Source organism: Kitasatospora sp. NPDC088742, from assembly GCF_055584905.1.
The window spans coordinates 59715-71322 of record NZ_JBVJLD010000009.1 but is presented as its reverse complement, the minus strand read 5'-3'; the positions used below and the strand labels follow the sequence as shown (position 1 = coordinate 71322).

Sequence of the window (11608 nt, the reverse complement as noted above, 5' to 3'; positions counted from 1 at the left end):
GATTGCGGGTCAGGGCCGGTGCCGGGTAGCGTCCACCGCGATGGCGCACCCGGCGCCAGGTCCGCCTCGCGCGGAGGAAGGAGGTACCGCGATGTACACCCACATCCTGTCGGCGCTTCCTTCCCGTACGGCTCGCTAGCCGCTCCGGAAGCGCCTCCTGACTGCCCGGAGGCAGCGTGCCCTTCCGTGTTACTGCCCGAGTGACCTTCCGTCCCACCACCCCGGCCGACCTCGGCCGGGTGCTCTCCTGCACCGTCGACGAGCCCGTCTCCTGGGCCGACCCCGAGCGCTACCGCTCGATGCTCGACAGCGGTGCCTACCGCCCCGAGCACACCTGGATCGCCGAGGACGGCGAGGGCCGGATGCTGGCCCGCGCCGTCTGGTGGACCTTCCCCGAGGGCGACCGTCCGCTCGCCCTGGACTGCGTCTGGGTCGCGCCCGAGGTGACCGACCGGGTCGCGTTGGCGGTCGCGCTGCTGGCCGCCGCGCACGACTCCTTCCGCGCCGCCGGCTGGGGGCTGCCCGAGTGGCACCTCTTCCTCGCCCCGGACTGGCGGGACGACCCGGCCGTGTCCGCGGCCCTCGACTGGCGGCTGGCCGCCGCCGGGCGGAGCGGCCTGGGCGGGAAGCTGGAGCGCTACCGGTACGAGTGGAAGCCCGGCGCGCCGGTGCCGGCGGCGGGCGGGGGGCTGGTCTTCACCGCCGAACCCGACGACGAGGTCTTCGTGGAGCTGTTCCGGCGGACGGCGGAGGGCTCGATCGACGACGACACCGTGCGCGGCCTGGCCCGGCTGGGCGGGGAGGGACAGGCCAGGGAGACCCTGGAGTGCTACCTCCAGATGCCCGGCGACCGTTCCTGGTGGCTGACGGCGCACACCCCCGAGGGCGAACCGGTCGGCTTCGCGCTGCCCTCCGCCAACCAGGGCGGTCCGGTGGTCGGCTACCTCGGAGTGCTCCCCGCTCTGCGCGGGCGCGGGTACGTGGACGAGCTGCTCGGCGAGATCACCCGCTTCCACGCCGCCCGGGGCGCCGAGCGCATCGGCGCCGACACCGACGCCGACAACGCCCCGATGGCCGCCGCCTTCGACCGGGCCGGCTACCACCGCTTCGGCGTCCGCCTGGTCCTGACGGAGGGTTAGCCGCGCCTCCGGGCCGCCCGTAGGGCGGTCAGGGGCGCGGGGAACTGCGCGAGACGGAAGAACGAGACCCGTGTGCCGGGTACGGACGCTCACTTGCAAGTGAAACTCCGTACCCGGCACACGGGTCATCGCCTACCGCAGCGCGCAGTTCCCCGCGCCCCTGGGTCGCTGCCCTTCCGAACCGCCCAGCCTGGGTCAGTAGCCGCTCGGTGCCTGCGGCGGCGGTCCGGCCGGGCGGTGGCCGCGGGGGTGGCGGGTGAGGCGGTAGCCCGCGACGCCGGCCAGGGCGGCCAGGATGCCGCCGGCCACCGTCCAGTACCAGCGGGTGTTGGCCCCGGTGACGGCGGCGGAGTACCAGGCCTCGTCCTCCTCGCCCGGGGCGACGGCGCGCTCCGAGGCGGAGGCGGACGGGGCGGCGGTGGGCGCGGTGCCGGTGACGCCGGAGTTCACCGGCGGGACCAGCGGGGCCTTGAGCTCCCCGCCCTCGGGCTGGGCGTCGCCCGCCCCGCCGCGCTCGGTGAGCTTGAGCTTCACCTGGGCGGCCAGACCGAGGTCCTGCTGCGGCACCTGACCGGCCGTCAGCCGGACGTAGTAGGTGCCGGGGAGCGGGTCGCCGGACCAGGGCTCGGCCCAGGAGCGGACCTGCCGCAGGGTGCAGCGCAGCGTCAGGGCCGGGTCGGCCTGCTGGGCGGTGGCGTCCTGCGGCCCGGAGGTGCAGGACTGGCGGCGGCGCAGGCCGTCGAAGAACTCCACCGACCAGCTCTGCGGGCCGTGCCGCTCGGCGGACGGCGGCAGGGTGACGTTGACGTCCACCGTCACCGTCCGCCCCTCGGCGGCGGCGAAGGCCCAGTACAGGTAGTCACCGGTGGAGGCCGGGACGTCCGCGCCCTGCCCGGAGGCCAGCGTGGTGGCGGTCAGGAAGGAGGTGCCCGCGTCGGTCACCGGCTTGGGCGATCCAGAGGAGGACGGGGACGGGGAGGCGGCCAGCAGCAGCGGTGCCGCGAGCAGCACCGCGGAGCAGCGCTTCAGGAGGGTCGTCGTACGCATCGTCAGTTCTCCCGCCAGACCGCGATCCGCCAGCGTGCCAGCCAGCCGAAGACCAGGCCGGCCAGCAGGCCGGCCAGGGTGAGCACCAGCAGCAGCACCCAGCCGCGCCCGAGGCCGGCGGACCAGCCGTCGGGGGCGGGGGAGGCGGCGGCCAGGTCGACGGTCAGCTCCAGCGGCAGGCCGGGCTCGGCGGCGACGCCGGGGGCCGGGGCGAAGGAGTTGCTGACCACCAGGCAGACGGTGTCGGCCTGCTGACCGGTCGTCGGGGTGGCGGTGGCCTTCTTGCCGGAGGACCAGCGCACGCCCGTGGAGGCCACGTCGGTGCGGCCGCTGCCCGCGTCGTTGCCGCGGACCAGCTCCTGGCCGCCGGTGTCGGTGGCCTTCAGCAGGACGCCGTAGTCCCGGGCCAGCGCCCGGTCCAGCGAGAGCGAGACCGAGGCCCGCAGCTCCTGGCCGGGGCGGACCGCGACCCGGTAGACCCGGAGCTCGGAGAACTTCTCCCGGTCGCTGTAGACGCCGGGGGCCAGCACCGGGGCGGTATCGCACTGCTCGGTGCCGGTGGCCTTGGCCGGGGCTGTCCGGTTGGTGGTGCCCGCGCGCTTGACCAGCTGCTTGACCTTGTCGGTCAGCTGCTGCTGGCTCTGCACGTCGGTGAAGGTGCCGCCGGTGGCGTTGGCGATGCAGAGCAGCTGCTGACGGGTCTTCTCGTCGTGGGCCAGGCCCAGGGTGTCGACCACCAGGTGGGTGCCGGCGGCCGCCAGTTCGCGGGCCACCTCGCACGGGTCCGGCGGGGCGCAGGAGTCCTCGCCGTCGGTGATCAGCACGATCCGGCGGGTGGTGCTGCCGGTGCCGACGTCCTGGGCGGCGCCGCGCAGGGCCAGGCCGATCGGGGTCCAGCCGGTCGGCCGCAGGGTGGCGACGGCGGTCTTGGCCTCGGTCTTGTCGGTCTTGCCGACCGGGAAGAGCTGCCGGGTGTCCTTGCAGCCCTCGTTCTTGTCGTTGCCCGGGTAGGTGGCGCCGAGGGTGCGGATGCCGAAATGGGTCTCGTCCGGCAGCGCGTCGATCACCTCCCTGATCGACTGCTGGGCCACCTCCATCCGGCTCTTGCCCTGGATGTCGGTCGCGCGCATCGAGCCGCTCACGTCGAGCACCAGGTCGACCCGGGGCGGCTCGACCCCCAACTCGTCGGCCTGGGCCGGGAATCCGTGCAGCAGGGCCCCGGCGGATATCGCCAGGGCGGCCAGCAACCCGAGCGGGCGGGCCGGCGTTCGTCGTCGTCTGGTGGTCACCGCCGCATCCTATGGATCATCAGTTCCCCGCTCCAAAGGCCCCCGTGGGGTTCCGGCCACCCCTCCGGCGGCGGTCAGCGGCCGTCGATGAGCACCGCGAGCCCGTCCAGGAGGCGGTCGAGCCCGAAGTCCAGTGCCGCGTCCCGCTGCTCCGGCCGGACGGAGGCCATCGCGGCGGCGGTGGCCGGGAAGCGCTCCCGGTGACTGTCGATCAGGGAGCCGACGGCCGCGGCCAGTCGGGCCTCGGGGGAGTCGCCGTCGACGGCCCGGGTCTGCTGCGCCAGCGAACGGACGTGCCCGGCCAGCACCGCGACGGTGTCCAGCCGCTCGGCGCCGGTCAGCGGGGTGCCGTCCAGGGCGGCCACCGCCTGCTCCATCCAGGCGAGTTCGGCCGGGCCGAGCAGGCGCGGGCCGAGGGTGGCCTCCAGCAGCCAGGGGTGCGCGCCGAACACCTCGGCCAGCCCGTGCGCCCAGGCGGTGAGCGCCGCCCGCCAGCCGGGGGCGGCCGCCTCGGGGGGCGCGCCGATCGCCTGCTCGGCCATCAGCGCGACCAGCTCGGCCTTGCCCGGCACGTACCGGTAGAGCGCCATCTTGGTGTAGTCGAGCGCGCCGGCCACCCGCTGCATGGAGACCGCCGCCAGCCCCTCGGCGTCGGCGACGGCGATGCCCGCACGGGCGATCCCCTCCAGGGTCAGCGCCGCCTTGGGGCCCCGGGTGGCGGTGGGCGGCGGGCCCCACAGCAGCCGTGCGGCCGGGTCGAGTTCCTCGCTCATTCCAAGCTCCCCTTGCGTCCGCACCGAAACTGCGTCTACCGTACACGGTATCGACAGTGTCCGCCGGACACAGTTTCACGGAGGGGGTTCACCATGGGCGGGAGCGTGCTGGTCTCGGGGGCCGGGATCGCGGGTACGGCGCTGGCGTACTGGCTCGGCCGGTACGGCTACGAGGTCACGGTGGTCGAATCCGCCCCCGCCCTGCGGGAGGGCGGCCAGGCCGTCGACTTCCGCGGCGAGGCCCACCTGACGGTGCTGGAGCGCACCGGCGTGCTGGAGCGGCTGCGCGGGCTGGACACCGGCGGCCGGGCCGGCCGCTACCTCGACCGGACGGGGCGTCAGCGGCTGGCGCTGCCCGCCGAGTTCACCGGTGGGGAGGTCGAGGTGTACCGCGGTGACCTGGTCCGGGTGCTGTACGAGGCCGGACTCCCGCACACCGAGTACCTCTTCGGGGACTCGGTGACCGGGCTGACCGAGACGGGCGAAGGAGTGGAAGTGACCTTCCGGCGGGGTGCGCCGCGGCGCTTCGACCTGGTGGTCGGCGCGGACGGGCTGCACTCCACCGTCCGTCGGATCGCCTTCGGGCCGGAGGAGCGGTACGTCACCCACCTCGGCTACTACGCCGCCACCTGGAAGCTGCCCAACCACCTCGGCCTCGGCCGGGAGACCGTCGGCCTCAACGTCCCCGGCGTCCTCGCCCAGCTCGGCGGCGGCCACCCGGACCCGGCGGTGGCGGACGCCTTCGTGGTCTTCGCCGCCCCGCGGATCGGGTACGACCGGCACGACCTCGGGCAGCAGAAGGCGCTGATCGCCGAACGGCTGGCCGGGCTCGGGTGGGAGGTGCCCGCGATGCTCGCCTCGCTGCGCGGCGCGGAGGAGCTCTACCTCGACTCGATCAGCCGTGCCGACGTCTCGGGCTGGGCGGCCGGGCGGACGGTGCTGCTCGGCGACGCGGCCTGCGGCGCGACCATCGGCGGCATGGGCACCGGCACCGCGGTGGTCGCCGCCTACGTCCTGGCCGGCGAACTCGCCCGTCACGCCGACGACCACCGCGCGGCCTTCGCCGCGTACGAGCGGCTGGTCCGCCCCTACGCCGAACGCTGCCAGAAGGGCGGCGACCGCACCGGCAAGTTCCTCGCCCCGGGCCGGATCGGCGGGCGCCTCCGTGACGCGATGCTCAACCGCCCGAAGGTCCTGGCCTGGATGCTGGCGGAGGGTCAGAAGGCCGCCACCATGGACCTCCCCGACTACCGGGCGGTGCCCGCCCACCGTTGAGCCGCCTGCGGCGGGCTTGGTGGGGCGGGAGAGGGGCCGCCTGTGGCGAGCTGCGGGGGGTGATTGGAGAGGGTGGGGTGAGTCGCCTGCGGCGGGCTCGGCGGGGCGGTTGAAGCCTGTCTCTCGTGGGCCCCGCCGGGGGTGGGCGGCTAAATCAGGACACACCCCTACTAAGGCCAATAAATATGGCTAATCCCGGTTAGGGTGCGCGGAGAAGCCAGTCGAGTTGGAAGGACCTCCCCGTGAGCAACCTGTTCGCGATCGCCTACCCCGACCTCGCCACCGCCGAGCAGGTCCGTGCCGAGGCGGTCGGCCTGCAGAAGCAGAAGCTGATCGAACTGGAGGACGCCGTCGTCGTCGAGCGGCGCCAGGACGGGAAGATCAAGCTGCACCAGGCCGTCTCCACCACCGGTGCGGGAGCTGCCTCGGGTGCGCTCTGGGGCGGGGTGATCGGGCTGCTGTTCTTCATGCCGTTCCTCGGGGCGGCCGTCGGCGGTGCCACCGGTGCGGCGGTCGGTGCCTCCACCGACGTGGGGGTCGACGACAACTTCATGCGGCAGGTCGGCGAGCACCTCCAGCCGGGCAGCGCCGCCGTCTTCCTGCTGGTCCGCAAGGCCACCGCCGACAAGGTGGTGCCGGCGCTGGCCCGGTACGGCGGCCAGATCATCCAGACCTCGCTGAGCGCCGAGGCCGAGGCCGAGCTGCGCGCCACCGTGGAGGCGTCCCGCGGCGGGAGCCCGGCCGCCGTCTGACCGACCCTCAGGAGGCCGGGGCGCAGGCCCCGGCCCCGGCCTGACCCACCGACAGCGACAGGAGGTCCGTGGCCTCGCGAGTCACCGCCACCGCGCCGCCCGCGCGGCCGGCCACCCGCCGCAACACCGAACTCGCCCTCGTCCTGGGCGCCGTGCTGGTCGCCGTCTTCGGCTACGTCGAGGTCGGCGTCAACATCGACGGTTCGGTGCCCTCCGGCGCGGTCGGCTACGGGGCCGCGCTCGGCGTGCTGGCGCTGCTGGCGCACGGCGTGATCCGGTGGAAGGCCCCGTACGCGGACCCGCTGCTGCTGCCGATCGCGATCCTGCTGAACGGGATCGGACTGGTCGTCATCTACCGCCTGGACCGGGCGACCCCGAAGAGCGAGGCGGCCCCCACCCAGCTGCTCTGGTCCACCCTCGGGGTGGCGCTGTTCATCGCCGTGGTGGTGCTGCTGCGCGACCACCGGCTGCTGCGCCGCTACGCGTACGTGGGCGCGCTGGTGGCACTGGTGCTGCTGATCCTGCCGATCTTCTTCCCGCCGGTGTACGGCTCGCGGATCTGGATCACCGTCGGGCCGCTCTCCTTCCAGCCCGGTGAGTTCGCCAAGATCCTCCTCGCGATCTTCTTCGCCGCCTACCTGGCCGTGCACCGGGACGCCCTCGCGCTGACCGGGAAGAAGCTGTGGAGGTTCCAGTTCCCGCGCGGCCGGGACCTCGGCCCGGTGCTGCTGATCTGGGCCGCCTTCGTCGGGGTGCTGGTGCTGGAGACCGACCTCGGCACCTCGCTCCTCTTCTTCGGCCTGTTCGTGGTGATGCTCTACGTGGCCACCGCCCGCAGCGGCTGGATCGCCATCGGCCTCTTCCTGGCGGCGGTCGGAGCGGTCGCGGTGGGCTGGCTCTCCCCGCACGTGCACAGCCGGGTGACGGCCTGGCTGGACCCGCTGGGCTCGATCGCGGCGGGGGAGGGGGCCAACCAGATCGCCCAGTCGCTGTTCGCCTTCGCCTGGGGCGGGGTGCTCGGCACCGGCCTGGGCGAGGGCCACTCGATCCTGATCGGCTTCGCCGCCAAGTCCGATTTCATCCTGGCCACCATCGGCGAGGAGCTGGGCCTGGCCGGGCTGGTCGCGGTCTTCCTGCTGTACGCGCTGCTGATCTCGCGGGGCTTCCGGACCGGCATCGCGCTGCGCGACCCGTTCGGCCGGCTGCTGGCGATCGGCCTGGCCGCGATCGTCGGGCTGCAGCTCTTCGTGGTGGCCGGCGGGGTGCTCGGGCTGATCCCGCTGACCGGTATGACCCTGCCCTTCATCGCCCAGGGCGGTTCCTCGGTGGTGACCAACTGGATCATCGTGGCGCTGCTGGTCCGGACGAGCGACCAGGCCCGCCGCCCCGCCCCGGAGGTCTCGGAGGCCCAGGAGTGAAGCTGAGACGCCGTCAGGGCGCCACCTCCACCGGCGGCCCGCAGGGCCTGCCGGGCATCTCCACCACCGGCCGCCGGGCCGGCACCTTCTGCTTGCTGCTGATCCTGGCGCTGGTCGGCCAGGCCAGCTACGTGCAGGTGTTCCAGGCCCAGGAGCTGGACGACAACCCGGCCAACCAGCGCGAGACCATCCAGCGCTACGCCCAGCCGCGCGGCAACATCCTGGTCGGCGGCGACCCGCTCACCGGCTCCACGCAGACCGGCGGCCGGTACGCGTACAAGCGCACCTACACCGACGGCCCGGCGTACGCGGCCGTCACCGGGTACTCCTCGCAGACCTACGGCAACACCCAGATCGAGGGCGTGGAGGACGACCTGCTCTCCGGGACCGACACCCGGCTGGCGAGCTGGGCGCTCTGGGACGAGATCGCCCGCAAGCAGAACCCCGGCGGCGACGTCTACACCACCATCAGCAAGGCCGCCCAGCAGGCGGCGCTGAAGGGGCTCGGCGGGCAGACCGGGGCCGTCGCCGCGATCGAGCCGGCCACCGGGCGGATCCTCGCGCTGGCCTCCACCCCCTCCTACGACCCGGGCGGCTTCGCCGGCTCCTCCACCGCCGACCAGGAGGCCTGGAACAGGCTCCAGGCCGACAGGAACCAGCCGATGCTCAACCGGGCGCTCCGTCAGATCTACCCGCCCGGCTCGACGTTCAAGGTGGTCACCTCGGCGGCCGCGCTGGCAGGCGGCGTGGTCACCGACATCAACGCCCCGACCGGCGCCCCGTACCCCTTCGTGATGCCCGGCACCACCACGGAGCTGGTCAACGACACCACCGCCTGCGACTCGCCCGGCCAGTCGCTGGACCGGGCCATGGTGCTCTCCTGCAACTCCGTCATGGGCTGGCTCGGCACCCAGGTCGGTTTGGAGAAGATGACCGCCATGGCGGAGAACTTCGGCTTCAACGACGCCAAGCTGGACGTCCCGGTCCGCGCCGCCCGGTCCAACTTCGACACGAAGATGAACGCCTCGCAGGTCGCGCTCTCCTCCATCGGCCAGTACGACACCGCCGCCACCCCGCTGGTGATGGCGATGGTCGCGGCCGGGGTCGCCAACAACGGCGCGGTGATGCACCCTCAGCTGGTGGACCGGCTGGCCAAGTCCGACGGCACCTCGGTCCAGGTCATGAAGCCCGCCCTGTACCGGCAGGCGCTGACCCCGCAGGTGGCCGGCCAGGTGCAGCGACTGATGACCGACGTGGTGGAGAACGGCACCGGCCGCAACGCCCGGATCCCCGGCGCCACCGTCGGCGGCAAGACCGGCACCGCCCAGCAGGGCGTGGACAACTCCGGCGTCCCGTACGCCTGGTTCATCTCCTGGGCCAGGCCGAGCGGCTCCTCCGGGGTCCCCCCGGTGGCCGTCGCCGTGGTCATCGCCGACAGCGCCGCCACCGACGTCACCGGCGGCGGGCTGGCCGCGCCGATCGCACGCTCCGTCATGCAGGCGGTGCTGAACGGTGGCTGAGACCCTTTCCGGGCCCTTCTCATCAACCGGTGACAGAGCTGTGACAGCAGGTGTGGCGGGGGTCACCTCCGGCTCGGGAGGGCTCCGTTAGGGTGATTCGGTTCATTCCGCTCCCAGGGGGATATTCCATGCCGTCACGCGCCAGAACCCGTCGTGTCCCCCGCAGGGCTGCGGGGCGGCGTGGCTGACCGGGGCGCACGGGCGACGGTCGGCTCCGCGCTCTGCGCGGCTGTGGTGCTGCTCTCGGCCTTCGCCGTGGTGCGGCACCTGCACGGCTTCAACATGGTCGACATGCTGGTCTACCGGGCCGAGGGCGAGGCCGTCGCCGACGGGCGGGACCTGTACGCCATGCGGCTGCCGGGCTGGGACCTGGCGGCGACCTATCCGCCGTTCGCGGCGATGCTCTTCGTGCCGGCCGGCTGGTTCGACGTCGCGCTGCTGCGGGTGCTGGTCACCCTGGCCAACGTCGCCCTGCTGGCCCTGCTGGTGCACCTCTCCTTCAAGCTGGTCGGCTGGCCCCGCCGGGTGGACCGCCCGGCCGCGCTGCTGCTGGCCACCGGCGCCGGGGTCTTCCTGGAGCCCGTCTACACCACCTTCCAGTACGGGCAGATCAACCTGCTGCTGGCCTGCCTGGTCCTGTGGGACCTCACCCGGGCCGACGGCCACCGCCTCAAGGGCCTCGGCATCGGCCTGGCCATGGGCATCAAGCTCACCCCCGGGGTCTTCGCGGTCTACCTGCTGCTGACCGGCCGGATCAGGGCGGCGCTGGTCTCCGGCGGGGTCTTCGTCTCCACCGTGCTGCTCGGCGCGGTGGCGCTCCCCGGCGACTCCTTCGGCTTCTGGACCGAACACCTCTGGGACTCCCGCCGGGTGGGCGTCACCGAGCTGGTGGACAACCAGTCGGTGCGCGGCATGGTCGCCCGGCTGCTCTCCACCAACCAGCCCGGCCTCACCGGCCTGGCCGCCGGCGCGCTGGTCGCGCTGGCCGGGTTCGCCATCGCCACGCTGGCCGGGCGCTCCACCCGGGTGCTGCGCCGGGCCGAGGCCTGGGGCGTGGTCACCGTCGCGCTGACCGGGGTGCTGATCTCGCCGATCAGCTGGAGCCACCACTGGGTCTGGTGCGTGCCGCTGCTGGTGCTGCTCGGTGCCGAGGCGGCCCAGGAGTCGGCCCGCGCGCTGGCCTGGCGGGACCGCCGCTGGGGGTGGCTGCTCGGTGCCACCGCCCTGGTCTTCTTCTCGCATACCCTGTGGGTCGTGCCCAAACGCAGTGGGCTCGGCATCGAGCCCTGGTGGCAGCCGCCGGCCTCGCCGTACCCGCTGCTCGGCCTCGCCGTGCTCGGCGTCACGGCGGTGAGACTGCACCGCCGTCTGCGCCGGCCCGCCGCGCTGCCGACCGCCCCCGCCGTACCCGTGCTGACCGAGCAGAGCTGACGTGACCTCACCCGCCGTACGCCCCGCGCCGACCGCCGTCCGACCGACCGGGGCGCCGCCCGCCCCCGCGTGGTGGCGCGACGCCCGGTACCGGGGGCCGGCCACCACGCTCGGCGGCTTCCTGGTGCTGCTGGCGATCGGCCTCCAGCAGTGGAGCTCGGTCCAGCTCGGCGGCTTCGACCTCGGGATCTTCGACCAGGGGGTGCGCGGCTACGCCCACTTCGGGCTCCCGGTCTCCTCCCTGAAGACCTATCACCACGAGTTCCCGCCCGGCTTCTCGCTGCTGGGCGACCACTTCTCCCCGGTGCTGGCGCTGCTCGCCCCGCTCTACTGGATCTGGGACGACCCGCGCTCGCTGATCCTCGGTCAGGCCCTGCTGTTCGCCGCCGGGGTCCCGCTGGCCCGCCGGATCGCCACCCGCGCCTTCGCCGCCGCCGACCCGCGCACCGCCCGCCGCGCGGTGGACCTCACCGGGCTGGTGTACGTGCTGGGCTGGCCGCTGCTGGTCGCCGCCCGCGGCGGCTTCCACGAGGTGGCCTTCGCCGCCCCGCTCACCCTGCTGATGTTCGAGCGCGGCCAGGCCCGCCGCTACGGCGGGGTGCTGGTGGCGGCGGTGCTGCTCTGCTGCACCAAGGAGGACCTCGGTCTGGTGGTCGCCGCGTACGGGCTGGTGCTGGCGCTGCGCACCCGCCGGGACGGCGACCGGCGCGGGCTGCTCACCGGCCTCGGCCTGCTGGTGGCGGGGCCGGTGGCGGCCGCCGTCACGGTCGGCTGGCTGATCCCGGCGATGGGCGGCGAGCCCGGCTACTACTGGAACTACACCGCGCTCGGCACCGACGGCGGCGACGCCCTGCGCAACGTGCTGGGCGATCCGCTGCTGCTGGTGAAGGCCGCCTTCGACGCCCCGCTCAAGCCGCTGCTGCTGCTCTGGCTGCTCGTCACCACCCTGGCCCTGCCGCTGCGC

At 73.9% G+C, this 11608-nt stretch carries 10 protein-coding genes; 7 read left to right on the top strand and 3 right to left on the bottom strand.

Annotated features, from left to right (window positions below; translation table 11 throughout):
- The first annotated feature begins 200 nt into the window (after positions 1 to 200).
- Positions 201 to 1139: a GNAT family N-acetyltransferase gene (locus ACZ6ZR_RS10510; protein ID WP_465641429.1), complete on the top strand. Its 939-nt coding sequence runs from the start codon at positions 201 to 203 to the stop codon at positions 1137 to 1139.
- 195 nt (positions 1140 to 1334) lie between these two features.
- On the opposite strand, the gene ACZ6ZR_RS10505 is transcribed toward ACZ6ZR_RS10510, so the two are convergent.
- The 3 genes from ACZ6ZR_RS10505 to ACZ6ZR_RS10495 form a co-directional block, all read right to left on the bottom strand.
- On the bottom strand, positions 1335 to 2186 hold the full coding sequence (locus tag ACZ6ZR_RS10505) for a peptidase (RefSeq protein ID WP_465641427.1): 852 nt from the start codon (positions 2184 to 2186) through the stop codon (positions 1335 to 1337).
- A gap of 2 nt (positions 2187 to 2188) precedes the next feature.
- Positions 2189 to 3475, bottom strand: coding sequence for a VWA domain-containing protein (locus ACZ6ZR_RS10500; RefSeq protein WP_465641425.1), 1287 nt, complete (start codon positions 3473 to 3475; stop codon positions 2189 to 2191).
- A gap of 74 nt (positions 3476 to 3549) precedes the next feature.
- Positions 3550 to 4248: a TetR/AcrR family transcriptional regulator gene (locus ACZ6ZR_RS10495; RefSeq protein ID WP_465641424.1), complete on the bottom strand. Its 699-nt coding sequence runs from the start codon at positions 4246 to 4248 to the stop codon at positions 3550 to 3552.
- Positions 4249 to 4341: 93 nt separating this feature from the next.
- On the opposite strand from ACZ6ZR_RS10495, the gene ACZ6ZR_RS10490 reads away from it, so the two are divergent.
- The 6 genes from ACZ6ZR_RS10490 to ACZ6ZR_RS10465 all read left to right on the top strand — a co-directional run.
- A complete protein-coding gene (locus tag ACZ6ZR_RS10490) occupies positions 4342 to 5523 on the top strand; it encodes an FAD-dependent monooxygenase (RefSeq protein ID WP_465641422.1) in 1182 nt (393 codons plus the stop codon).
- Positions 5524 to 5765: 242 nt separating this feature from the next.
- Positions 5766 to 6275: a DUF1269 domain-containing protein gene (locus tag ACZ6ZR_RS10485; RefSeq protein WP_465641421.1), complete on the top strand. Its 510-nt coding sequence runs from the start codon at positions 5766 to 5768 to the stop codon at positions 6273 to 6275.
- A 68-nt stretch (positions 6276 to 6343) separates the two neighbouring features.
- On the top strand, positions 6344 to 7693 hold the full coding sequence (locus tag ACZ6ZR_RS10480; protein ID WP_465641419.1) for an FtsW/RodA/SpoVE family cell cycle protein: 1350 nt from the start codon (positions 6344 to 6346) through the stop codon (positions 7691 to 7693).
- A gap of 56 nt (positions 7694 to 7749) precedes the next feature.
- On the top strand, positions 7750 to 9213 hold the full coding sequence (locus ACZ6ZR_RS10475) for a penicillin-binding transpeptidase domain-containing protein (protein WP_465641579.1): 1464 nt from the start codon (positions 7750 to 7752) through the stop codon (positions 9211 to 9213).
- Between the two features lie 180 nt (positions 9214 to 9393).
- Positions 9394 to 10644: a glycosyltransferase 87 family protein gene (locus ACZ6ZR_RS10470; RefSeq protein ID WP_465641418.1), complete on the top strand. Its 1251-nt coding sequence runs from the start codon at positions 9394 to 9396 to the stop codon at positions 10642 to 10644.
- 1 nt (position 10645) lies between these two features.
- A partial coding sequence (locus tag ACZ6ZR_RS10465; RefSeq protein ID WP_465641416.1) for a DUF2079 domain-containing protein occupies positions 10646 to 11608 on the top strand: 963 nt, incomplete at its 3' end.

Bases quoted from the DNA above. Each gene is read 5' to 3' on its own strand.
- ACZ6ZR_RS10505 (WP_465641427.1), bottom strand. From the start codon at position 2,186: ATGCGTACGACGACCCTCCTGAAGCGCTGCTCCGCGGTGCTGCTCGCG.
- ACZ6ZR_RS10495 (WP_465641424.1), bottom strand. From the start codon at position 4,248: ATGAGCGAGGAACTCGACCCGGCCGCACGGCTGCTGTGGGGCCCGCCG.
- ACZ6ZR_RS10490 (WP_465641422.1), top strand. From the start codon at position 4,342: ATGGGCGGGAGCGTGCTGGTCTCGGGGGCCGGGATCGCGGGTACGGCG.